The 23,322-nt window shown below is 32.6% G+C and carries 22 protein-coding genes; 7 read left to right on the top strand and 15 right to left on the bottom strand.

Annotated features, from left to right (window positions below; translation table 11 throughout):
- The first annotated feature begins 77 nt into the window (after positions 1–77).
- Entirely contained in the window at positions 78–851 is a 774-nt protein-coding gene (locus tag OLM54_RS01805) for a carboxypeptidase-like regulatory domain-containing protein (protein WP_264536905.1), read from the top strand.
- A gap of 90 nt (positions 852–941) precedes the next feature.
- Positions 942–1,280 (top strand): DHCW motif cupin fold protein, encoded by a 339-nt coding sequence (locus OLM54_RS01800; protein ID WP_264536904.1) that lies wholly within the window; start codon positions 942–944, stop codon positions 1,278–1,280.
- Positions 1,281–1,541: 261 nt separating this feature from the next.
- On the opposite strand, the gene OLM54_RS01795 is transcribed toward OLM54_RS01800, so the two are convergent.
- Positions 1,542–3,002, bottom strand: a complete 1,461-nt coding sequence (locus tag OLM54_RS01795) for an aminoacyl-histidine dipeptidase (protein WP_264536903.1) — start codon at positions 3,000–3,002, stop codon at positions 1,542–1,544.
- Between the two features lie 447 nt (positions 3,003–3,449).
- Positions 3,450–3,662: a hypothetical protein gene (locus OLM54_RS01790; RefSeq protein WP_264536902.1), complete on the bottom strand. Its 213-nt coding sequence runs from the start codon at positions 3,660–3,662 to the stop codon at positions 3,450–3,452.
- An 83-nt stretch (positions 3,663–3,745) separates the two neighbouring features.
- On the opposite strand from OLM54_RS01790, the gene OLM54_RS01785 reads away from it, so the two are divergent.
- The 3 genes from OLM54_RS01785 (at position 3,746) to OLM54_RS01775 (ending at position 6,108) form a co-directional block, all read left to right on the top strand.
- Entirely contained in the window at positions 3,746–4,807 is a 1,062-nt protein-coding gene (locus OLM54_RS01785) for a DUF3810 domain-containing protein (RefSeq protein ID WP_264536901.1), read from the top strand.
- Positions 4,808–4,972: 165 nt separating this feature from the next.
- A complete protein-coding gene (locus OLM54_RS01780) occupies positions 4,973–5,467 on the top strand; it encodes an RNA polymerase sigma factor (protein ID WP_042563225.1) in 495 nt (164 codons plus the stop codon).
- Positions 5,468–5,475: 8 nt separating this feature from the next.
- Entirely contained in the window at positions 5,476–6,108 is a 633-nt protein-coding gene (locus OLM54_RS01775; protein ID WP_264536900.1) for a hypothetical protein, read from the top strand.
- Between the two features lie 107 nt (positions 6,109–6,215).
- Here the strand turns inward: OLM54_RS01775 and OLM54_RS01770 are convergent, their stop codons facing one another.
- Both OLM54_RS01770 and OLM54_RS01765 read right to left on the bottom strand, forming a co-directional pair.
- Positions 6,216–7,025 carry a lysophospholipid acyltransferase family protein gene (locus tag OLM54_RS01770; RefSeq protein ID WP_264536899.1) on the bottom strand — a complete coding sequence of 270 codons (810 nt, stop codon included), beginning with the start codon at positions 7,023–7,025 and terminating at the stop codon, positions 6,216–6,218.
- 112 nt (positions 7,026–7,137) lie between these two features.
- The gene (locus tag OLM54_RS01765) at positions 7,138–7,797 is read right to left on the bottom strand and encodes an NUDIX hydrolase (protein ID WP_264536898.1); all 660 of its coding nucleotides are present in this window, start codon (positions 7,795–7,797) and stop codon (positions 7,138–7,140) included.
- Positions 7,798–7,888: 91 nt separating this feature from the next.
- Here OLM54_RS01765 and OLM54_RS01760 point away from each other — a divergent pair, with 91 nt between their 5' ends.
- Entirely contained in the window at positions 7,889–8,323 is a 435-nt protein-coding gene (locus tag OLM54_RS01760; RefSeq protein ID WP_264536897.1) for a DUF4268 domain-containing protein, read from the top strand.
- Between the two features lie 95 nt (positions 8,324–8,418).
- On the opposite strand, the gene OLM54_RS01755 is transcribed toward OLM54_RS01760, so the two are convergent.
- The 4 genes from OLM54_RS01755 to mnmA are packed head-to-tail and all read right to left on the bottom strand — an operon-like array spanning position 8,419 to position 12,635.
- A complete protein-coding gene (locus OLM54_RS01755; RefSeq protein WP_264536896.1) occupies positions 8,419–8,823 on the bottom strand; it encodes a hypothetical protein in 405 nt (134 codons plus the stop codon).
- Positions 8,824–8,843: 20 nt separating this feature from the next.
- Entirely contained in the window at positions 8,844–9,788 is a 945-nt protein-coding gene (locus OLM54_RS01750) for an NAD(P)H-dependent flavin oxidoreductase (RefSeq protein WP_264536895.1), read from the bottom strand.
- A gap of 10 nt (positions 9,789–9,798) precedes the next feature.
- Positions 9,799–11,403, bottom strand: coding sequence for a S8 family serine peptidase (locus tag OLM54_RS01745; RefSeq protein ID WP_264536894.1), 1,605 nt, complete (start codon positions 11,401–11,403; stop codon positions 9,799–9,801).
- A 44-nt stretch (positions 11,404–11,447) separates the two neighbouring features.
- Positions 11,448–12,635 (bottom strand): tRNA 2-thiouridine(34) synthase MnmA, encoded by a 1,188-nt coding sequence (mnmA, locus tag OLM54_RS01740; protein WP_264536893.1) that lies wholly within the window; start codon positions 12,633–12,635, stop codon positions 11,448–11,450.
- A gap of 143 nt (positions 12,636–12,778) precedes the next feature.
- Here mnmA and OLM54_RS01735 point away from each other — a divergent pair, with 143 nt between their 5' ends.
- A complete protein-coding gene (locus tag OLM54_RS01735; RefSeq protein ID WP_264536892.1) occupies positions 12,779–14,656 on the top strand; it encodes a PEP/pyruvate-binding domain-containing protein in 1,878 nt (625 codons plus the stop codon).
- Here the strand turns inward: OLM54_RS01735 and OLM54_RS01730 are convergent, their stop codons facing one another.
- The 7 genes from OLM54_RS01730 to nagB all read right to left on the bottom strand — a co-directional run bounded on the left by OLM54_RS01730 (position 14,657) and on the right by nagB (position 23,016).
- Positions 14,657–15,214, bottom strand: coding sequence for a DUF4956 domain-containing protein (locus OLM54_RS01730; RefSeq protein ID WP_264536891.1), 558 nt, complete (start codon positions 15,212–15,214; stop codon positions 14,657–14,659).
- A 65-nt stretch (positions 15,215–15,279) separates the two neighbouring features.
- Complete coding sequence (locus OLM54_RS01725; RefSeq protein ID WP_264536890.1) at positions 15,280–15,999, bottom strand: toxin-antitoxin system YwqK family antitoxin; 720 nt, start codon at positions 15,997–15,999, stop codon at positions 15,280–15,282.
- Between the two features lie 93 nt (positions 16,000–16,092).
- Entirely contained in the window at positions 16,093–17,997 is a 1,905-nt protein-coding gene (gene yidC, locus OLM54_RS01720; protein ID WP_264536889.1) for a membrane protein insertase YidC, read from the bottom strand.
- 82 nt (positions 17,998–18,079) lie between these two features.
- Positions 18,080–19,693, bottom strand: a complete 1,614-nt coding sequence (locus OLM54_RS01715) for a CTP synthase (protein ID WP_264536888.1) — start codon at positions 19,691–19,693, stop codon at positions 18,080–18,082.
- A gap of 232 nt (positions 19,694–19,925) precedes the next feature.
- Complete coding sequence (locus OLM54_RS01710; protein ID WP_264536887.1) at positions 19,926–20,318, bottom strand: hypothetical protein; 393 nt, start codon at positions 20,316–20,318, stop codon at positions 19,926–19,928.
- 346 nt (positions 20,319–20,664) lie between these two features.
- The gene (locus OLM54_RS01705) at positions 20,665–20,895 is read right to left on the bottom strand and encodes a DUF3820 family protein (RefSeq protein ID WP_264536886.1); all 231 of its coding nucleotides are present in this window, start codon (positions 20,893–20,895) and stop codon (positions 20,665–20,667) included.
- Between the two features lie 192 nt (positions 20,896–21,087).
- Positions 21,088–23,016 (bottom strand): glucosamine-6-phosphate deaminase, encoded by a 1,929-nt coding sequence (gene nagB / locus OLM54_RS01700; RefSeq protein WP_264536885.1) that lies wholly within the window; start codon positions 23,014–23,016, stop codon positions 21,088–21,090.
- Positions 23,017–23,322: the final 306 nt, after the last annotated feature.

Genomic DNA, 23,322 nt, shown 5'->3' with positions numbered 1-23,322 from the left:
AATTTTCTTATAATTATATTCGAAGACTGCGAAATATTTAATCCCTATTTAGTACTTTTAGTGCTTTAAATCAGGATATGAAATATTTCGCAGTTTTCTTTTTTACACTATTCTCAACTTTTGGTTTTGCGCAAGACACAGAATCTAATGTTCCGCAAAGAGTATCAGGATACATTATCAATGACAATAGTAAACAACCACTTTCTAATGTTAACATCATCAATACCAACAAAGTCCGTGGTGCAAAATCTGACGCTAAAGGATACTTTGAAATTGATGTACAGCCAAATGACACCATCCACTTTTCGATTTTAGGTTTTCAGTCTTTAAGAATCAGAGTTACCAATGACTGGATAAAAAATAAAGTAACGCGAATTCAGCTTACTGAAAAAGCAATTGCGCTTGAAGAAGTGGTTATTGCTCCTTTTAACTTAACGGGCTATCTTGAAGTCGATTCAAAATTAATTCCTACGAAAGAAAATTATCGTTACAGTATTTCTGGTCTTACACAAGGTTATGAAGCAGGTGAATATTCTCCAAATGCTTTTGGCAAGGTATTAGGATCTATTTTTAACCCCGCTGACGTTTTGTATGGTTTCTTTGGAAAAAACGGAAAAGAACTCAAGAAACTAAAGGAAATGAAGAAAGATGATACGGTTAGAAATCTTTTAGAATCAAAATATGATCGTGAAACGGTATCGGTACTTTTAGGCGTTAGTAAAGATGAAATACCTGAAATTTTACAGCGTTGTAATTACTCTGACTCTTTTATTCAAACAGCAAACGATTTACAGATTATGGACGCAATTAGCGCCTGTTATGAACAATATAAAGTATTAAAACGTAATTAATTTTACTTTTAAATAAAATTAAAAATCCTCATTTACCAGTAGTAATTGAGGATTTTTTGTTTAGAATCAATAACAAAAAAAACGAAAACCATGACTTCAATACCTTTTCAAACCATTGATTGGAATCTCATTGAAAAAACAGAACATTCGGGAGAAAGCGGAACAGCTTATTGGCAAACCTTACAATTAGGAGGTTTACGGATTCGAAAAGTTACTTATTCTGAAAAATATATTGCTGATCACTGGTGCCAAAAAGGACATATTGTACATTGTCTTGAAGGCGAATTTATTAGTGAATTAGAGAACGGACAAAAGTTTAAACTTTCAAAAGGAATCACTTATATTGTGTCTGATGAAGTCAGTTCTCACCGCTCTGTAACAACAAAAGGTGTCGAGTTATTAATAATCGATGGAGACTTTCTAAGGTAATATTGTAAACAAATCAGAATATTATAGCTATATTTACTTACAATCAAAAAAAGAAATTAATTAAATTTAAATATTATGGCAAAGAGTCAGGATGCTAAAAAAACAGCAAAAAAAGAACCGTTAAAAACGGCTAAAGAGAAAAAAGAAGAAAAAAGAGAAAAGAAAAATAGTCCTAAAAGGGATTAGTTTTCAGTCTCAGTTTACAGTCTCAGTTTGCAGTTCTTTAAAACTGAATACTGAGACTGTGACTGAATACTATTACTATTTTACCGGAATATTCGAAAGAATTTCCAATACAAATTTCCAATATTTTTGAGCAGATGAAATACTTGCTCTTTCATCTGGCGAATGTGCACCATGAATTGTTGGTCCAAAAGAAATCATATCCATATCAGGATAATTTGTGCCTAAAATTCCACATTCAAGACCAGCATGACAAGCTACCACTTTTGGTTTATCTCCGTTTTGTTTTTCATAAATTCCAACCAGAGTATCTAATATTTCAGAATTAACATTTGGTGTCCAGCCCGGGTAAGAACCAGAAAGTTCTACCTCGCAACCCACTAATTCAAAAGCTGAACGTAATGAATTTGCTAAATCAAATTTTGAACTTTCAACAGAAGAACGGGTTAAACATCCTACCAGAATTTCACCATCTTTTATGATAACTCTGGCAATATTGTTTGAAGTTTCAACTAAATCAGCCATGTCAGGGCTCATTCTGTAAACGCCATTATGAGCAGCATAAATTGCTCTTATAATTCCTTCCTGAACACCTAAATCCATTACTTTTTCAGGTAAATCACATTTTACGATTTCAATTGAAAGGTTTGGTTCAGTAGTTTTATATTCTGCTTTTATATCGTTGATGATTTCCTGCATATCAAAAATATAGGCTTCATCAAACATTTCAGAAATAATTACTTTTGCAACACTTTCTCTCGGAATCGCATTTCGTAAACTTCCACCATTAATTTCTACAACTTGCAATCCGAAGTTTTCAAAACCATCAAATAACAAACGATTCATGATCTTATTGGCATTTCCAAGACCTTTATGAATATCCATTCCTGAATGTCCTCCATTTAAGCCTTTTACAGTAATTATATGTCCAACAGAACCTTCCGGAACCTCCTCTTCATGATATGTTCTTGTCGCTGTTACATCAATTCCTCCGGCACAGCCTATATCAATTTCATCATCTTCTTCAGTATCTAAATTCAATAAAATCTGCCCTTGCAGGATTCCGCCTTTTAGATTTAAAGCGCCAGTCATTCCTGTTTCTTCATCAATTGTAAACAAAGCTTCAATTGCAGGATGCGGAATATCTTTACTTTCTAAAATAGCCATAATTGTCGCTACTCCAAGTCCATTATCAGCGCCGAGCGTTGTACCACGCGCACGAACCCAGTCGCCATCAACATACATGTCAATTCCCTGAGTATCAAAATCAAAAACGGTATCTGCATTTTTTTGATGAACCATGTCAAGATGTCCCTGCATTACAATTGCTTTGCGATTTTCCATTCCCGGAGTCGCAGGTTTTCTGATGATTACATTTCGAATTTCGTCTTCAAAAGTTTCTAAACCTAAGCTGTTTCCAAAATTTTTCATAAACTCTATTACGCGTTCTTCTTTCTTTGACGGACGCGGAACTGCGTTTAAATCGGCGAATTTATTCCAAAGTGCTTTTGGTTCCAGATTTCTTATTTCCTGACTCATTATATTTTGTTTGAAGTTTAACAATTATGAGTTTCAAAGTTACAAAGTTTAAACTCTTTTTTCGCCACAAATTTCACGAATTAGCACAAATTAAAATGACTCTAAAATTAGATTTGGATAATATTTAAGCAGAATAAGAAAATTAAGGTTTTATTTTTTATTTGGGATATTTTGAAGGATTCAGCGATGTATTAAAAACAGATAAAATATAAATTGTTTTCAACTTTTCATCAATGAAATAAAAGATAATAAAGGGGAATTTTTTAGTGGGGAAACCGTGATAATCTTTATATCTAATTTGAAAGAAGGGATTTATTGTCAACGTTTCTATATGATCATTAACTACCTGATAAAAATATTCACCCAGGTCGCTTTGCTTAGATTCATAATAATCAATTGCATTTTAAATATCAAGAATTGCTCTTGGTTCAATTACAACTTCAAAAATCATTTACCGGACTTAAAACGGAATTGTTTCTTTGCTTCATTCCAAGGAAGGAAGTCTTCTACTTTTGAAGTTGATCTTCTTTCATTTAATAAATTTTTCATTTCTTCAGTAACAGAAAATTCATTAATTACAGTTTCGTAATTAAATTTTTCTATTAATTGCATAAAGAATGACAATTCATTATCCGGAATATTTAAAGTTATTTGTGTCATTTTTTACTTTTATGAATAACAAATTTACAAAAAAGAAAGTGAACTAGTGTTTTAATTATTATTTTTAACCCAAAAGTAAAACCGTGAGAAGAAAATATATCCTTCCTTTGTTCCTGTTAATTCAAATTATCATTTTAAAGATACTCCCCTTTTTTCCAGAGTTTATCGAAAGGTTCTACAGCAACGGATTGTATATAAAAATGTCTCATTTTTCAAGAATACTTTTAGGCAAAATTCCGTTTTCTGTTGGCGATTGTATTTATACTATTTTGATTTTACTTTTTATAAGATGGCTTTGGAAAACTCGTAAAACATGGAAGCTTCAATGGAAAGATAATCTTCTAAAAGCACTAAGCTGTATTTCGATATTCTATTTTTTCTTTCATTTTCTCTGGGCATTCAATTATTACAGAGAACCTCTTTTTGAAAAAATGAAAATTCAAAGAGAATATACGGATGCTGAATTATTGGCTTTTACAAAAAAATTAATTGCAAAAACAAATGAAATTCAATTACAGATAACTAAAATTGATAGTGCAAAAATCGTTTTTCCATATTCACAGAAAGAAGCCTTTTTAATGAATTTAAACGGATATGAAAATCTTGCAAAAGAATACCCTTATTTCAAATATGACATTTTAAGTGTTAAAAAATCCCTCTTTAGCCTGCCATTAACTTATATGGGTTTTGGTGGATATTTGAATCCTTTTACAAATGAAGCTCAGGTTAATGACTTGTTGCCAATGTACAATTTTCCTTTAACGACTTGTCATGAAATGGCACATCAAATGGGGTTTGCAAGCGAAAGTGAATGTAATTTTATTGGCGTTTTAGCCTCAGTAAAAAATAAAAATTTATACTATCAGTATTCCGGCTATAGTTTTGTTTTGCGATATTGTTTGGGAATCTGGAAATTTAAAAACGAGAAAATTTTTAATCAATTAAAGAAAACCGTCAATATTGGAATTTTAAAAAACTATCAGGAAAGTGAGGATTTCTGGAGGCAGTATGACACTTTTATTGATAAAGGTTTTCATATTCTGTATGACAATTTCTTAAAAACAAATAATCAAAAAGATGGCATGGACAGCTACAGTAAATTTATAGATTTGATGGTCAATTATTATAAAACCAGAAAATTATAGTTTTTTTTTTGCGACAGATTGAAGGATTAAAAAGATTTAACTTTGAAATTCTTAAATTCAGAACCAAAATTTTACACAGATATAAAATCATTAAAATCTATTAATCTGTGGCAAAAAAATAAAAACACGCTGTAACAAAATTGATTTAAATACTACTAATACATTATGACCGAAAACCTAGAACAATCATTTGTTGCGCAATTGCAGGCAAATCAGAATATAATCCACAAGATTTGTAGATTATATACTGCCGGCGAAGATGCACATAAAGATTTGTTTCAGGAAATAACCATTCAGCTTTGGAAAGCGTATCCAAAATTTAGAGGCGACAGCAAGTTTTCGACCTGGACGTACCGCGTTGCTTTAAATACCGCCATTACCTTATACCGCAAAACCAAAAGAACCGTATCGACAGTAGAATATGAAAGTCATCAGCATTTTGTAAAAGATGTTGATTACAATTATGAAGAGGAAGAACAAATTAAATTGATGTACAAAGCTGTTTACCAGCTTAATGACATCGAAAAAGCATTAGTTTTTATGTATTTAGAAGACAAAGATTATCAAGAAATAGCCGAAACTCTCGGAATAAGTGAAGTGAATGCACGCGTGAAAATGAATAGAATTAAAGGGAAACTTAAAAAAATACTAAATCCTTAAAAATTATTATGAAAGAACTGGATTTATTAAAAAAAGACTGGAAAAAGAACTCGGATTCTTTTGAACAAATTTCAGAAAATGAAATCTACAAAATGATTCATAAAAAATCATCTTCAATTGTGAAGTGGATTTTGATTATCAGTATTTTGGAAATTTTATTTTGGACAGTTTCAAACTTCTTTTTCAGTACTGATGAAATGCTGATTAAGATAAAACATGCCGAAATGATATTTTATCTTGAGCTTTTAACCTATTTCAATTATGTTGTAGTACTGATATTTGTATATTTCTTTTACAAAAACTATAAAACAATTTCTACGACAGAATCTACCAAATTATTAATGGGCAGTATTTTAAAAACCCGAAAAACAGTTCAGTATTACGTTTGGTATAACTTAGGAATGGCTGTTTTAAGCTCTATCATTAGCTTTTTCATTGCTTTTGTATACAATCCGGAAATGGAGTTTTTAAGGGATAAACTAGCCACAAACGGCAAAGCAATGATGATGACTATAGGTATTTTATTTCTGGTAACTCTTGCTTTTTTAGGTATATTCTGGTGTTTCTACAGATTGTTGTACGGAACGTTATTACGCAGATTATATGCTAATTATAAAGAGTTGAAGAAGATAGATTTTTAGAAAAAGGTACAAAGGTTCAGAGTTGCAAAGGTTCAAAGTTTTTTCAACTTGAAACCTGAAATGGGACTTTTTTAAATCTAAAATCTAAACTCAGAAATCTAAAATCGTTAATAATCCCATCTTCTCATTTGATTTAATTCTTCCTGTATTTTTAATTCTTCTGCAGGAATAACTTTTAAAAATGATGGATGCTGTTCTATTGCATATTCTACTTTTTCAACGATTTCATCGATTGTATCGTTTTCATAATCAATATCAAGAGGTTCTTTGATGATGAAAGATTGCAGAATTCCTTTCTTTTTCATTCGCAGCCCTTTTTTATCAAACGAACGACGAAAACCATCAATTACTATTGGAATAACAATAGGTTTATGCTGTTTTATAATATGCGCAGTTCCTTTACGAACAGGTTTAAACGATTTTGTTGTGCCTTGCGGAAACGTAATTACCCATCCATCTTCAAGCGCAATTCTGATATTTTCAGTATCATTTGGATTCACATCACGTTTTTCGGTAACATCGACGCCTTTTGCACGCCAGGTTCTTTCGACAGTAATAGCGCCTACATAAGATAAAATTCTTGGCAGCAAGCCGGCTTGCATCGTTTCTTTAGCTGCCACGTAATACAAATTCATTTTAGGCTGCCACAAATAACCAATATTCTTAATGTTATCCTGACGTCCGCTTAAACTTGCGTTAAAAACGTGAAACATCGCTACAACATCGGCAAAATAAGTCTGGTGATTGGATATAAACAAAACATTCGTATCAGGAAGCGTTTTTATAATTTCAGAACCTTCGATCTGTAAATCATTAAATCCTCTATATCTTCGGTGCGTCATGGCACCCAAAATACGGATTAACCATTTCTTGATGAATAATATATGTCCGAAAGGATTTCGTTTAAACAATCCCATAGCAGTTTATTGTTTTTTTTAAGTCGCAAACATACAAAAATTATTCTTTCAGCAATAGTAATAAGCAATTTCAGAAAAAAAATGTTATTCTTATGAATATCAAATTGTTAAATTATTGTTTCTCAGATTTTTCTCCAAAACTAATTTTCAAGACATCTCGCAATTCACTTAAAATCATGGCTGTCGCTCCCCATACAATATGATTTTGAATATTGAATGCCGGCACTACAATATTAGATCCGTAAGAAGTTGACAACGTGGCTTCGATGATTATTTCATCATCCAGAAAAACCGAAAGCGGCAACTCTATAATATCGGCAACCTCTCTAACATCCGGAAAAAAGGAAAGCTCATCATGGGAAATTCCTAAAAATGGATGCACCAAAAAATTACTTGGCGGAATATACATTGGGGAAAATTCCTTTATAATTTCTATTTTTTCAGATAAAACCCCAACTTCTTCCTGTGTTTCACGCAAAGCAGTTGCTTCGTAATTGACATCAAAAGTCTCATATTTTCCTCCCGGAAAAGCAATTTGCGACGAATGAACGCCATTATAGGCATTTCTAACTATTAAAACTAAATGCGTATTGTCTTTTTTGGGATAAAAAAGCATCATTACAGCTGCAATTCTGGGGTTTACAGCTTGCAGGTCAAGATTTTTTAAAGCTTCTGTACGTTCTTTTGGTGCCATTTTTATATGCGCAGCTTCTCCCGGAAGTTCAATTGGGATTAAATTAGGAACATATTGCAAAAAATCTTGAAAATCCATATTCAAAGTTTATTTTTGTACTTTCAAATAAAATATAAATATAGTCCAGAAAACGCGGTTCTACAAGTTTTCTAAAACCAAAGCCATAAAAATGTACAGCAGAGAAGAATCACAAAAGTTAAAAAGAGAGTTTTGGGTGGCTTTCGCCGAAAAATATCCACGAAAATGGGTTCTTTATGATACCAAAATCAAAGACTTTTCTTTTAAGTTTTTTGTAGATAATAAAAAAGCACAAGTTCTAATTGACATAGAACCTCGAAGCGATGAAAAACGAACTGCTTATTTTGAAAAAATAGAAGCTTTAAAAAACATTCTCGAAGAGGAATTCATCAAAGATTTGGTTTACGAAAAAAACTATACGCTGGAAAGTGGTAAAACCATTAGCCGAATTTGGATTGAAAAACAAGGTGTCGGTTTTAGTAACCGCAATAATTGGGATGCTATTTTTGATTTCTTTTTTGAAAAAATGCATGCTCTTGAAATGTTTTATTTAGAGTATGATGAGTTTATAAAAGATATTTCTTAGAGGAGAAAGCTTCTGAGTTTCTGAGTATCTAAGATACTATTAAAAACATCAAACCCGCCAGGTTTTAAAAACCTGGCGGGTTTGATGTTTAAAAATTAAGATATATTATAAACAATAATACGATCCTCGTAGTTAATGTAAAGTTGCTTTCGATAATCTTGTTTTTTGCGGGTAATGATAGAAAGTTTACAATCTATTCCGTTATTGTCTTTGCACAGAAAAGAATACGTAATATCAGTATCATTTTCTTCTCGTTCTATATAATCCATGATTCTAAAAAGCTGAATTTCTTGTGAATAAACTACAATTCGATGCTTATTTGTATCTAATACGACCGAAAGATTTACTAAATCAAGATTGGACCATTCGCCCCATTTCCCTCTTTCATTTTTTTCTAAAACACTAAAGCCTGACGTTTTAAATTGATACGACTGACTATATGTTTGCTGTAAACCAAGTCCAAAAAAAAGTAATACTATATAAATGTATGCGGTTTTCATAAAATAATTCTTGCAGATAATTAAAACTCAAATTTAGCCTTTTCCACGCACGCAATTTCAAAATCTGCTATCATTTGCTGAATAATTTGCTCAACAGGTAAAATTTCATGAATTAATCCTGATATCTGACCTATTTCAAGTTCTCCTTCATCAAGATCACCTTCAAACATTCCTTTTTTAGCCCTTGCTCTGCCCAATAATTCAATTAATTCTTCTTTTGACGGACATTTTTCATATAAATCCTGAACGTCCTGATAGAACTTATTTTTAATCAGTCTTACAGGCGCTAATTCTTTCAATGTCAATTGAGTATCGCCTTCTTTTATATCAACTATCTTTTGCTTAAAATTATTGTGTGATGATGATTCTATTGATGCTGCAAAACGGCTTCCAACCTGAACTCCGTCTGCACCCAAAATCATGGCGGCCAGCATTCCTCTGCCGGTTGCAATTCCGCCGGCAGCAATTATCGGAATTTGGATTTTTTCTTTCACCATCGGAATTAATGTTAACGTTGTCGTTTCATCACGTCCGTTATGTCCTCCGGCTTCAAAACCTTCAGCAACAATTGCGTCTACTCCGGCTTCTTGGGCTTTAAGTGCAAATACGCTGCTGCTTACTACATGCACGACTGTAACTCCTTTTTCTTTAAGAAAAGAAGTCCATGTTTTGGGATTTCCTGCCGAAGTAAAAACGATTTTCACGCCTTCTTCGACAACAATATTCATAATTTCTTCGATGTTTGGATATAACATCGGAATATTGACACCAAAAGGTTTATCAGTCGCTTTTTTACATTTTTGAATGTGTTCACGTAAAACTTCCGGATACATCGAACCGGCACCAATTAAACCTAAACCTCCGGAATTACTTACTGCCGATGCTAATTTATATCCGCTGTTCCAAATCATTCCTCCCTGAATTATTGGATATTTTATATTGAAAAGTTGGGTAATTTTATTCATTAAAAAAATATTATTGCTTGATAAACTTTCCGGTTTTATGTAAACCTTCGGCATCAAAAGTATAAAAATAAAGTCCGCTTTTTAAAGGCTGAACAGAAAGAACAGGATTTTCGTTAGTGACTTCTCTCTCAATAAGTTTTTGTCCTAAAACAGAATAAATAACAACCGAAGCTTTATCATTTTGTTGAGAGAAAGAAAAAGAAATAGTTGTTTTTGCAGGATTTGGAAATACTGAAAAAGCAGGAGTCTCAAAATTTTCTACTCCTAAAGTCAATCCAAAATTAGGAATTCCATATCCATAATTGTTATTCGGGTTTGTGTATCGATCTGAAGATTCTAAAATCATCTGCCTAATTTCCTGATTCGTTTTTGATGGAAAAGCCTGCCACAAACAAGCGACCATTCCTGCCATAATCGGACATGAAAACGAAGTCCCATTCGAAGTTATTATAGTTCCATTGACATCAGAAAGTACAGAAGCAGATCCTTGCGCCATAATATCGGGCTTAGTTCTGCCATCATAACTTGGGCCGATTGAACTAAAACCAGATTTTACCTTAGAAGCCGTTACTGATCCAATTGCTAATACCGAAACTGCATCAGCCGGAGAACCAATATGTGGTTCAGTTTTAGCTCCTTCATTTCCCGCCGAAGCCAAAATTATCATTCCTTTACTAAAAGCTATTTCTGCTCCACGCGAAATAAAAGTTGTGGTTCCGTTCATATCACTATAGGTATGATTATACCTCGCTTCGTCACGCTCACCAAAATATCCTAATGAAGTAGTAATTATATCAACGCCTAAAGCATCTGCTTTTTCGGCAGCTTCAACCCAAAGTGATTCTTCCAGAGGGTTTTCTAAAGCATCAATTTCTGTAATAAAAAGATAATAAGATGCATTTGGAGCTGTTCCTACCAAAGAATTTACTTTGTAACCGCCCATAGCAGAAAGTACTAAAGTTCCATGACTTCCTCCTGTATAAAAATTAGCATTTCTTGTGGTAAAATCATAACCGCCCAGAATTCGGTTATTATTTCTAAGATTTTCAAAGGGCTGAGCCGTATTAACACCAGGAAACCCTGCATCTAAAACCGCAATAATTTTTCCTTCTCCGGTAAAATTCTGCTGATGTAAAACTTGTCCGTTCAGCATCTGAATTTGGTTTGCAGAATTACCGTATGAATAATCAATTGCTGTTTTTAGTTTATTAAGCGTTTGACTTGTACTGGTTTCTGAAACTTTTTTTCCGGTAATATTTAAAGTTTTATCTGCAAAATCTACTTTTTGTACAAAAGATAATAATTTCAAAGCATTGATATCTACCTGCGTACCGCGAATATGAAGTGCATTTAACCATTTAGACTGTGCCACTACCGTTATTCCGGTACTGGCTTTTATTTGATCTATAAAGGAAGTTTCTACAGGCGCATCTGTAACATCTAAAGCTATGTTTTGATTCGTTCTTCGATCTAAAGCTTTTTGAGAAAGTTCTGTCAACGGATTATTAAAGAACAATTGAGCGTTAGGCTTAGTATTGAAATAAACCCAGGCTTCTTGTTGCGAAAATACCGCGAACGAAAGAAGTAATAGAAGAAATGTAAAGTTATATCTCATAGTTTACTTTTTTAAAGGCAAAACCTTTGTAAAAAAGTATAAATCTAAGAAATTACTCCCGAACCAACTAATTCATTACCGAAATACCAAGCTGCAAATTGTCCTTCTGTGATAGCAGATTGCGGTTCATCAAAGTCAACATACATTCCATCTTCAAATTGGTGTAAAGTTGCTTTTTGCAAAGGCTGACGGTATCTGATTCTTGCCATAACTTCCATAGTTTCTCCAACTTTCAAACTAAGATCAGTACGAATCCAGTGCACTTCAGATTTTTCGATAAATAAAGCTTTTTTAAACAATCCAGGATGATTGCTTGTTAAACCTGTATAAATAGTATTGGTTTCAACATCAGTCGCAATGATAAATAACGGATCTGTAGTTCCGCCAACATTCAACCCTTTTCTTTGTCCAATCGTAAAATAATGAGCTCCCTGATGTTTGCCCACAACTTTTCCCATTGTTGGAAGATAATCTCGCTTTTGAGCTTCTAATTTTAGTGCAGAACCTAATGATAAACCAGCATCTTTTTCGACAGCATAAATAGGATCATTTTTATCAATCTGAACAATTTTACCTTCTTTAGGCTGTAATTTTTGCTGCAAAAATTCCGGTAAACGTACTTTTCCAATAAAACACAAACCTTGAGAATCTTTCTTTTCTGCTGTTACCAAATCCATTTCAGCAGCGATTTCGCGTACTTCCGGTTTGGTTAAAGCGCCTATAGGAAACAAGGATTTTGCCAATTGATCTTGTGATAATTGACATAAAAAATATGATTGATCTTTATTGTTATCTGCTCCGGCAATTAATTGATAAACCGGTTTTCCGTCAACTTCAATTTCGTTTTTTTGACAATAATGTCCCGTTGCCACATAATCAGCACCAAGACTTAAAGCAATTTTCATAAAAACATCAAATTTGATTTCGCGATTACAAAGCACATCAGGGTTTGGAGTTCTCCCTTTTTCGTATTCGTTGAACATATAATCAACGATTTTTTCTTTGTATTCTTCGCTCAAATCAACAGTTTGAAACGGTATTCCGAGTTTTTCTGCAACTAATAAAGCGTCGTTACTGTCCTCTAACCAAGGGCATTCATTAGAAATTGTTACCGAATCATCATGCCAGTTTTTCATAAAAAGCCCAATAACCTCATATCCTTGTTGTTGCAATAAATAAGCAGCAACACTAGAATCTACACCACCGGAAAGTCCAACAACTACACGTTTCATTTTAACTCCTTTATGTTTTTATAAGGGTGCAAAGGTAAGTCATATTTTAGAAAATTATATTGGTTTTAATTAGTTTATATAATGCAAGTGTAGATAAAACTTATTGCTTTTTTTAATTACTTTTAATCATCAATAAAAATGTCATGTTAAAACAGATTTTTACTTTTATTTTCTTTATCATTTTCACCACTTTAAGTGCACAAAATTATAGTGCGACATTAAAAAATTATGCCGCTTATAAAGCATTTAAAGGCAAACCTTTATCCGATAAATTTTCGAACATCGAATCGGTAAAAGTGATTTATGATTTGAAAAAACAAAAAATGTATTACTTCAACAGCAGTCTTATTCGTTTGCATTTTGACTTTGTAACAAATTATTTGGGATACAATAAAGAACTTGATATTTTTAATGAGAACAATTATAGCAATACCGAAAAAAACAGGGAATTTTTGCTGGGAAATCTGAATCATATTAAAGGAACCGACAAATGGATTTTTGAACTGGCGGCTTCAGATCATATGCCAATTGTATTATTGGAACGTTTTTATAATCTAATCGTAAGTTCTTCTTTTATTGGTAAGGATTTAAAATTTTATCTGAATAATCCTGAGCAGATTGAATGGTTTCAGCAGCAAAAATTTAAAATTCCCTGTGTAAAATCAGATTATATTTTTAATGAACTAAGTTATCAGGAAGTTGTTCCCGGCAAAAATGTGGGTATTTTAAAACAATATAAAATCAAAGAATTAGAAAGTATTAAGCCTAATCCTGACGAAATTATTATTCTGGACGGAACGCCGGATATTCTACCCAATGTGCGCGGAATTATCGTAAATGAATTACAAACTCCGCTGAGCCATTTAGTATTATTGGGCAAGAACAGAAAAATTCCGATTATGGCGTATACAACGGTTTTTAAAGATCCTAATATTAAAAGATTAATTTCTAAAAAAGTAGAATTAAAAATTGCAATTGATACTTTTTACATCAAAGAAACGGATAAAAAAATAACGCAAAAAGTTATTAAAAAGAAGAAAAAGCTAATTATTGATAATGGTGTTACTGAATTGGTCAATTTAGCTGCTATTCCAAAAAATGGAGTAAATTATATAGGTTCGAAAGCGCAAAATATGGCATACTTAATAGCCATTTCAAAAGAAACTCCGTTTAAAACACCAGAAGATGCGCATGCTATTCCGTTTTATTTTTATACCAAACACATTCAAAAAAAATCGATTTCACCCTTAATTAATGAACTTCTCGCTTATTCGCATAAAGATTCAACAATATGGGTAAATAAACAATTAAAAAAAATACGTGATGCCATAAAAAAAGAACCAATTGATCCTGCATTAATTACCAAATTAAATCAGACTTTTAAAAATGCAGCTTTCAAAAACTTCAGATTTAGATCTTCGACAAATGCTGAAGATATGGATGATTTTAATGGCGCAGGACTTTATGATTCTAAAACAGGGATTTTAGGTGATAGTATTAAAACTTTTGAAAAAGCGATTAAACAGGTTTGGGCAAGCGCCTGGAATGAAAGTTCTTTTACCGAAAGAGAACTTTTTGGTATTGATCAGCAAAATATTGCAATGGGCGTTTTAGTTCATCGTTCGTTCCCGGATGAATTGGCTAATGGCGTTGTGATTACAAAAAATATATTCAGGGAAAATTTTTCAGGAATTACGGTGAATGTTCAAAAAGGGGAAAATTCAGTTGTAAAACCCGAAAAAGGAGAAATTTGCGAGCAGTTTATTGTATATCATTTTACAGAAGGAACAAAAGAAACTGATTTTGATGTTGATTATACTTCAAACTCTAATCTCAACAATAATGAGCCTTTATTGAATATGAAGGAAATCAGCAATCTTTTTCTCGCCAGCAAAAAAATAGAAGAAAAAATGTATCGCTATTGGCGAAAAAACACCTTTCATCCCATAGATATTGAATTCAAAATTGTTGGAGAAAACAGAGATTTATACATCAAACAAGTCAGACCTTTTAATGATTAATTAGTATAAAACCAAAAGATCAATTTCGTTTGAAACCGTATTTATAGTAACGATTTTAAAGTCGAAATTTTCAATGTTAATTTTATCCTGAATCGCCTTTCTGATACTTTGATTGTTTAAAGAAAAATTACTGTCTAATGTAATTTTGACACCAACAGTATTTAAATACTTAGACGTTTTCTTATTCACTATAACGGAAGCAATGACATAAAAACCAATTATAATAATTTGAAAAAAGAGCAGAATTTCGATCTTTTCATACGGATATAAAATATCCAGAATAGAAAGTGTAATCGTAGCAAAAAGAAAGATAATCGCATTAACGGTAAAAGATTGCGTGCGAAATCTCAAAATAGAAAAAATAGCAAATAATCCAAACCCTATTCCTACTCCAATTTCGATTTTTGTAAACAAATAACAAAGCGAAAAAGTACAAAGACCCACAATAACCATCAACGGATTTATGGTTTCATTATCTTTTCTGTTTGAGAAAAAATATAAAATCAGGATCGAAAAAAACAACAATAAAAATCTTCCGGAAAGCTCGTTTAAATCCATTTAATTAAGTGTTTAGCGAATCAAATTTAGAAAAAAGTTTGCAAAGCGGACTAATGACTAATAATCTATTCTGTTTTAGGTTTTGAATCTGCCTGATAATTACTTTTCGGATCACTCATATTTACCTCTTTGGTTAATTTTCCTTTTAGATAAAATTGCCACATTCCTACTTTCTTTCCGTTCAAAAATTTTCCTTTAGATGCTACAACTCCATCAGAATCATAAAAAACAGCATCGCCGTTATATTCATTATTCTTATATGTAGTTTGTTCTAAAATGATTCCGTTTTGACCGAATTTTTTATAAATGCCTTCCTTTTTTCCATTTACATAAGTCATTTCTTCAGCAACTTTTTCATTTGGATAAAAAACAGTTCTCGCGCCATCGAGTGTTCCGTTTTTGTAATTTTCGACTGTCATTACAATCTTCGAAGCTTTATGGTAATACTTCCATTGCCCTTCATAATTTTTTCCAATCACTTTACCTTCGCTTACTTTATTTTTATTCTGATCATAAAAAATATTATAAGCACTTCCGTCATTGGCGCTAAAATCACGTGTTGCAATTATATCGCCTTTTTTAGTGTCGTCAAAAAATTTAAATACTCCGCTTTCTTTTCCGTGGTTAAAATTCCCTTCGTAACGCGGACGTTTAGAAACTTCGTAAATTCCCTTCCATAAACCGTCTTTTTTTCCGTTAGAATCCAGTTTATTAATGTCAGTTTGAGCGTTTATAAAAAGTGCATTCAGCAATGCGAATCCAAATAATATTTTTTTTAAAATCATATAGTTTCAATTTTAAATTTAAACGAAATTGTCCTTTATAAATTATATTGAAGGGTATAAAAAAATCCCGATAAATCGAGATTTTTTTATTTCTTATTTCTTTTTATTCTGTGCTTTCGCAGCTTCTTGCTGCTCCATTACATCTTGAAGACGTTGTTGAAATTTACTTGGCTTTTTGGGCTCTTTCAATTTATTCTCCTGAATTTGAGCGTGAATTTTATCTGTATCAACAATATAGTTTTTAATTACAAACATAATTCCAATCGTAATTAAGTTCGAGATGAAGTTATACAAACTCAAACCTGCACCGTAGCTATTGAAGAAAATTAACATCATTAATGGTGAAACATAAATCATGATTTTCATCATTTTTGCCATATCCGGCATACCTTCTTGTTGAGGAGCAGCCATTTGCTGATCTCCTGAAGTCATTTTCATATAGAAGAAAATTGCAATTGCAGCCAAAATTGGGAACAAACTAATATGATCTCCATATAATGGAATATGGAACGGTAATTTTACAACTGCATCAAAAGATGATAAATCGTTTGCCCAAAGGAAACTTTTTTGTCTTAACTCAAAAGCCGACGGGAAAAATTGAAACGATGCATACATAAAAGGTAGCTGAATCAATGCCGGAATACATCCTGCCATTGGGTTTACTCCTGCCTTGTTGTACAGTTTCATTGTTTCCTGTTGTTTTTTCATTGGGTCTTTTTTGAATTTTTCTCCCAACTCTGTAATTTCAGGACGCAAAACTTTCATTTTAGCCTGAGACAGGAATGACTTATAAGTAATTGGCGACATTGCCAATTTGATAAGAATTGTAAAGACGATAATCGCAATTCCATAAGCAATATATGAACTTAGAAATCCGAATAATGGAATAAAAATCCATTTGTTAATCCAACCAAAAATTCCCCAACCTAATGGAATAATTTTTTCAAAATTTTTATCGTATGATTTTAAAACTTTATAATCAGATGGTCCAAAATACCAACTCATTTTATAATCAACTTCTCCGTTTGTAAAAGCCAAAGGAACGGTAGCTTTGAATTGTTTTGTATAAACAGTATCAATTTTTTCGTCTTTAACCAGATTTTCAGAAACTAAATGTGCTTTCTCAAAAGATGTATTAGTTTGTAGAATTGTTGTAAAAAAGTGTTGTTTAAAAGCAACATAATCAACTTTTTCAGGATTTTCTTCTTTAAGAGTACCTTGTCCTACATAACTTTCTTTCCCATCTTCGTAGCTATAATAAATTTCTGCATAACGATTTTCATAAGAAATACTTTTCTCGTTTCTGTATGTTTTTAAATCCCAAACTAAATCTAATGGTTTAGCTGAGTTTAATACTTTATTTAAACCTTGGGAACGAATATCAAAACCAACTAAATAATCGTTTGGTTTTAAAATATATTTATATTCCAGGAACTCGTTTGCACCGGCTTTTAAACGCATTGACAGAATTTGATCAGCACCAACTTTTGTTAATGTTGGTTCAAAAAACAAATCTTTAGAATTTAAAGTTCTGTTGTCAGTAGTTTGCAGCTGAATGTTCAAATTAGCATTATTGTCTTTAATCAACTCTACTAATTGTTTTGAACCTTTTTCAAATTTCTCAAATTCTTTAAGCGTAGCCTCAACTATATAACCACCTTTATTAGCGATTTTAAGTCTGATTTTTTCGTTTTCAATTGTAGTAAAAGACTCTTTTGCAGAAGGAAGTGTAGCAGAATAAGCAAAACCACCTAACGTTTTTTGTAATTGTGCTAATTGAACTGTATCTCCGGGAGTTACAGCAACAGGAGCCACAACGGCAGTTTTCGCGGTAGCAGTTTTAGCCTGAGCTTCTTGCTTCGCAACTAATTCTTTCTTGGCTTTTTCAGCAGCAATTTCCTTGTCAGAAGGTTGATTTTGATACATTATCCAAATCAAAATTCCAAATATCAATACAAAACCAATGATTGAATTAAGGTCAAATTTTTTTTCTTCCATTATAATTTTAAAAAAGTTATTCGTTAAAGGCTATTAGTAATGCGTTTTACCCAAAAGTTACAGTCCTTTAGAATATTAATTATTATTTTTTATGTGCATTTACTGCAGCAGCAACAAAGTTTACAAAAATTGGATGCGGATTGGCAACTGTACTTTTATATTCAGGATGGTATTGAACCCCGATAAAAAACGGATGATTTTCTAACTCAATAATTTCAACTAAACCTGTATCAGGATTTACTCCAGAAGCAACTAAACCTGCTTTTTGTAATTCGTCTTTATACTTATTATTGTACTCATAACGGTGACGGTGACGCTCTGAAATGGTTTTCTGACCGTAAATTTTATGCGCTAACGTGTTTGGTTTAATTTCACATTTCCACGCACCAAGACGCATTGTTCCACCTTTATCCGTAATTGTTTTTTGTTCTTCCATCAAATCTACAACAGGATGTTTTGTTTTATCATTCATCTCAGTAGAATTCGCTTCTTTGTAACCTAAAATATTTCTTGAATATTCGATAACAGACATTTGCATTCCTAAACAAATTCCAAAAAACGGAATGTTGTTCTCACGTGCAAAACGAACTGCTTCAATTTTTCCCTCAATACCTCTTTCTCCAAATCCCGGAGCAACTAAAACTCCGTCAAGAGTTCCTAATTTTTCCTCAACATTATCAATATTAATATGTTCTGAGTGAATAGAAATCACATTAACTTTAGTTTCATTTGTAGCACCTGCATGAATAAACGCCTCTAAAATAGATTTGTAACAATCCTGCATTTCTACATATTTTCCAATTAAACCAATATTAACGGTGTGTTTTGGATTTTTTAATCTGCGTAAAAAAGTATTCCAGTTTTTTAAATCCGGAGCAGCTTTTTTAGGTAAATCTAATTTCTTTAAAGCAACAACATCTAATCCTTCTTCAAGCATTAAATTTGGAACTTCATATATTGTCGAAGCATCAATTGACTGAATAACAGCTTCTTTTTTAACATTACAAAACAAAGCCAGTTTTTGACGCAATTCCTGAGACAATTCATGCTCAGTTCTACAAACCAAAATATCTGCTTTGATACCACTTTCCATCAACGTTTTTACAGAGTGCTGTGTAGGTTTTGTTTTCAACTCACCCGCAGCGGCCAAATAAGGAACTAACGTTAAATGAATAACAATTCCGTTATTTTCTCCCAACTCCCAAACCAACTGACGAACAGATTCAATATATGGTAACGACTCAATATCACCAACAGTTCCACCAATTTCAGTAATTACAATATCATAATCACCTGAATTACCCAACAATTGCATTCTGTCTTTAATCTCATTTGTAATATGAGGAACAACCTGAACCGTTTTTCCTAAAAATTCTCCTCTTCTTTCTTTTTCAATAACCGAAAGATAAACTCTTCCTGTAGTAACATTATTAGCCTGAGAAGTAGGAACATTTAAAAAACGCTCGTAATGACCTAAATCTAAATCTGTTTCGGCACCATCATCTGTTACATAACATTCTCCGTGCTCATAAGGATTTAATGTTCCCGGATCTACATTGATATACGGATCAAATTTTTGAATAGTCGTACGATACCCTCTTCCTTGTAACAATTTTGCTAAAGATGCCGCGATAATTCCTTTTCCTAAAGAAGAAGTCACACCGCCTGTAACAAAAATATATTTTGTTTGATTCATTCTGTTGTTGTTTGTATTGTAGTTGTGTAAAAAACTTGGCAAAAGTACAAATTTAATTAGATAATTTGCCAATAAGGGAATGAGATAATTTGCAAAATTTTAAACAGAACTATAACTTCTTTTCTAATTCAATAATTTTAACTTTTAATTAGTCCTTTTTTACAACATTCCGCTTATTTATGTGCCTTTCTTGAAATCCAGAGGACAAAGAAATTTAAGAGCAAGTTATTACTTATTGATTTTTTTTGATTTTAGTAGTGTCGATTTTTGCGTTAACTGAATCACGCTTGCGAGAGATTTCCAATCTGATAGTGTTTTCCATTTTTTCTTTACGACCTATATTTTTTATTGCCATAAAACTTATCACACCTACTACGCAAAGAATTATAAAAGATGTTACTGCAACTCCTGCTATTAATCCTGTTTTTGGTTTAGAAACAGGAGCATTTGCCTTTTTTGCCTGTGATAATCCAATACTTCCAAAAATTATTGAAGCAATTCCAAGAGGTATAGAAAGTAAAGAACAATAAGGAATAAAAAAGAAAATAAATGCAAGTATTGCTAAGATTAATGCTGTTTGACCTTTATTTTCTCCCGCATTAGGCGGTATCAAATTGTTTTCCATATAACTACTAATTTATTTTATAAAAATAAAAAAACAGTTAATATAATTTAATGGTAGTGGAGGTAAGTTTTTAACATAAAAAAAATATTATAATTTTAAAACATTGACTTGTACACATTTAAAAATTCAGGCTCGAATTCAGTGGTGTCAATATGTTTCTAAAAATTATAATATTTTTTATATCTAATATAAATAAAAACATTATTCATTTAAAACACTGACTTGTACACATATATAAATTCAGTCTGGAATTCTGTGGTATCACTTTGTTTTAAGAATTGTAATATTTTTACATACCAAACTTAAATAAAAAAAACGATATAGCAAAAGATTTTTCTTACTATTTTTAAGGTTTTGGATATTGCTTTTTAATATTGCGAATCAATTCCTCCAAACCATTAAGTTTTAATTCGTAAACAAGCGCTAATTGCTGCCCCAATTCTCCGTTTGGAAAACCTTTATTGTGATACCAAACGACATAATATTCAGGTAAATCAATTAGAAATTTTCCCTCGTATTTCCCGAAAGGCATTTTGGTATGAGCTAATTTTATGAGAAGTTTTTTGTCTGGTTCCATTTTTTTAAGAAGAAAGAAGCAAGAAAATAGAATATTGACTTATTCTTTTTTCTTGCTTCTTGTTCATGCAAAGCTATTGCTATTTTTTATTTTTTTTGCCACGAATTTTAAAATAGTTTACAGTCGTAATCGCAGTTTGCTGTCGCAGTTTTCAGTTTACAATAACTGCCTACTGGCACTGAAAACTGAAAACTAATAATGCCATCTCACGAAAGCTTCCATTGCCGCATAAGTTGCCAGACCTAATTGTTGGTATAAAGCTGCCGTTTCTGCATTTCTGTCTTCGGCTCTTTGCCAAAACTCCCTTGCATCAGTTCCCTGAAAAACAACGCCGTCTTTTTGAGATTGGTGTTTGAAGATTCCGTGGCGTTTTGCCAAAACCTGATCCGGACTCATTGGTACCGCCATTTCAACCTCGTCAATTCCCCATTCCTGCCATGCACCACGATACAGCCAAAGCCAGCAGTCATCCATAAAAGGCTTTGATTTTAATGCTTTTACAGCTTCAAAAATAGCGTCCAGACAAACTTTGTGTGTTCCGTGCGGATCTGCCAAATCTCCCGCAGCATAGATTTGATGTGGTTTTATTTTCTCTATTAAATCCATCGTCAGTTGAATATCTTCCTGTCCGATTGGTTTTTTCTCGATTGTTCCGGTTTCATAAAAAGGCAGTTCCATAAAATGAATCTGATCATCACTCAATCCAACAAAATGACTCGTTGCCCTCGCCTCGCCTTTTCGGATTAAGCCCTTGATGTAACGCACTTCGGGAATATCAATTTCACTGTTCTTTTTATTCTCTAAAAACGTTTGTGCTTTTTGGTAAATATTATCCGCTTCTTCACTTTTTATTCCGAATTTCTCGTTATAATCAATTACAAATCTTGCGAATCTTAGTGCTTCATCATCCGCAACAGCGATGTTTCCGGAGGTTTGATACGCAACATGCACTTCGTGCCCCTGTTCCTGCAAACGCATAAAAGTGCCTCCCATACTGATAATATCATCATCAGGATGCGGACTAAAAATCAATACACGTTTTTTGGCAGGTTCTGCCCTTTCCGGACGGTTGGAATCCTCTGCATTTGGTTTTCCGCCCGGCCAGCCTGTAATCGTGTTTTGCAGTTTATTGAATATTTTGATGTTAATGTCATACGCCGGACCTGAATCTGCCAGTAAATCGCTCATTCCATGTTCGATATAATCGGCATCAGTTAGCATTAAAATTGGCTTTTTAAGCTGAAGCGCCAATCCTAAAACCGCTTTACGGCTTAGTTTGTCTGTCCAGATTACTTTTTCTACCAGCCACGGTTTGTTGATTCTTGTTAGTTTTGAAGATGCTTCCTTATCCAGAATAAAAACAGCATTATTGTGTTCCTGTAAAAACGAAGCCGGCACGCGATTGGTCACTTCATCTTCTACCGATTTTTTTACAATATTGGCTTTTCCTTCTCCCCAAGCGAGTAGAATAACCTGTTTGGCTTCCATGATTTTTTTAACGCCAAGCGTGATTGCGGTTCTTGGCGTATTGCTCAGTCCGAAGAAATCTTTGCTTGCTGCCACTCTTGTAATATGATCTAAAGCGACCAATCTTGTTTTTGAGTTTTGCAGCGAACCCGATTCATTAAAACCAATATGTCCGTTTCCTCCAATTCCCAGAATCTGAAGATCGATTCCGCCCAAAGCTTCGATTTTTGTTTCATAATCATGGCAATAATCCGCGATTTGTTCTTTCGTTAAAAGCCCGTCGGGAACATGCGCATTTTCAGGTAAAATATCAACATGGTCAAACAAAAGTTCTTTCATAAAACGAACATAACTGTTGATTGAGTTGGGCTGCATCGGATAATATTCATCCAGATTAAAACTGATTACGTTTTTAAAACTCAAGCCTTCTTCTTTATGCAGACGTACCAATTCGGCGTACAATCCTTTTGGCGAAGAACCCGTTGCCAAACCTAAAACACAAGGTTTGTTTTCTTTTTGTTTTAACTGAATTAAAGCGGCAATTTCCTGAGCAACAGCTTTTGAAGCGTCAGACGAATTTTCAAAAACAACCGTATTGATGTTTTCGAATCGTTTCTCGAATCCCGTTGCTTTGTCGATTTTACTTTTTAACATGATATATATTTTTTTTTGATTTTTTTAATCTCTTAACAAAACATAAAACCTTAGTAATCAATCCCATATAAAGATAACATCTTTAAATGGAATTATAGAAAGATTTACCACCCGACTTTTTACATAAAAACCTATAAGAGAGATTGTTACACTCAAAAATTAATAAGTGTATATTTTGCATTTTTTATGCAAAATCATGCATTTTTTATGCAAAATCATGCATTTTTTTTGCAAACAAATTTAACCCAATTAGTTCTTTATAACTAATATCCGGCTATGAAATTTTTGTTAATTTTTAATTTCTAA

This window comes from Flavobacterium sp. N1736, from assembly GCF_025947065.1.
Lineage (GTDB): Bacteria > Bacteroidota > Bacteroidia > Flavobacteriales > Flavobacteriaceae > Flavobacterium.
Note: the sequence above shows the minus strand (reverse complement) of the source record. Positions and strands in the feature narration are given on the sequence as shown.

Excerpts from the sequence above, each read along its gene's own strand:
- OLM54_RS01805 (WP_264536905.1), top strand. The coding sequence starts at position 78 with ATGAAATATTTCGCAGTTTTCTTTTTTACACTATTCTCAACTTTTGGT.
- OLM54_RS01800 (WP_264536904.1), top strand. The coding sequence starts at position 942 with ATGACTTCAATACCTTTTCAAACCATTGATTGGAATCTCATTGAAAAA.
- OLM54_RS01795 (WP_264536903.1), bottom strand. The coding sequence starts at position 3,002 with ATGAGTCAGGAAATAAGAAATCTGGAACCAAAAGCACTTTGGAATAAA.
- OLM54_RS01790 (WP_264536902.1), bottom strand. The coding sequence starts at position 3,662 with ATGACACAAATAACTTTAAATATTCCGGATAATGAATTGTCATTCTTT.
- OLM54_RS01780 (WP_042563225.1), top strand. The coding sequence starts at position 4,973 with ATGACCGAAAACCTAGAACAATCATTTGTTGCGCAATTGCAGGCAAAT.
- OLM54_RS01775 (WP_264536900.1), top strand. The coding sequence starts at position 5,476 with ATGAAAGAACTGGATTTATTAAAAAAAGACTGGAAAAAGAACTCGGAT.
- OLM54_RS01770 (WP_264536899.1), bottom strand. The coding sequence starts at position 7,025 with ATGGGATTGTTTAAACGAAATCCTTTCGGACATATATTATTCATCAAG.
- OLM54_RS01765 (WP_264536898.1), bottom strand. The coding sequence starts at position 7,797 with ATGGATTTTCAAGATTTTTTGCAATATGTTCCTAATTTAATCCCAATT.
- OLM54_RS01760 (WP_264536897.1), top strand. The coding sequence starts at position 7,889 with ATGTACAGCAGAGAAGAATCACAAAAGTTAAAAAGAGAGTTTTGGGTG.
- OLM54_RS01755 (WP_264536896.1), bottom strand. The coding sequence starts at position 8,823 with ATGAAAACCGCATACATTTATATAGTATTACTTTTTTTTGGACTTGGT.
- OLM54_RS01750 (WP_264536895.1), bottom strand. The coding sequence starts at position 9,788 with ATGAATAAAATTACCCAACTTTTCAATATAAAATATCCAATAATTCAG.
- OLM54_RS01745 (WP_264536894.1), bottom strand. The coding sequence starts at position 11,403 with ATGAGATATAACTTTACATTTCTTCTATTACTTCTTTCGTTCGCGGTA.
- mnmA (WP_264536893.1), bottom strand. The coding sequence starts at position 12,635 with ATGAAACGTGTAGTTGTTGGACTTTCCGGTGGTGTAGATTCTAGTGTT.
- OLM54_RS01735 (WP_264536892.1), top strand. The coding sequence starts at position 12,779 with ATGTTAAAACAGATTTTTACTTTTATTTTCTTTATCATTTTCACCACT.
- OLM54_RS01730 (WP_264536891.1), bottom strand. The coding sequence starts at position 15,214 with ATGGATTTAAACGAGCTTTCCGGAAGATTTTTATTGTTGTTTTTTTCG.
- OLM54_RS01725 (WP_264536890.1), bottom strand. The coding sequence starts at position 15,999 with ATGATTTTAAAAAAAATATTATTTGGATTCGCATTGCTGAATGCACTT.
- yidC (WP_264536889.1), bottom strand. The coding sequence starts at position 17,997 with ATGGAAGAAAAAAAATTTGACCTTAATTCAATCATTGGTTTTGTATTG.
- OLM54_RS01715 (WP_264536888.1), bottom strand. The coding sequence starts at position 19,693 with ATGAATCAAACAAAATATATTTTTGTTACAGGCGGTGTGACTTCTTCT.
- OLM54_RS01710 (WP_264536887.1), bottom strand. The coding sequence starts at position 20,318 with ATGGAAAACAATTTGATACCGCCTAATGCGGGAGAAAATAAAGGTCAA.
- OLM54_RS01705 (WP_264536886.1), bottom strand. The coding sequence starts at position 20,895 with ATGGAACCAGACAAAAAACTTCTCATAAAATTAGCTCATACCAAAATG.
- nagB (WP_264536885.1), bottom strand. The coding sequence starts at position 23,016 with ATGTTAAAAAGTAAAATCGACAAAGCAACGGGATTCGAGAAACGATTC.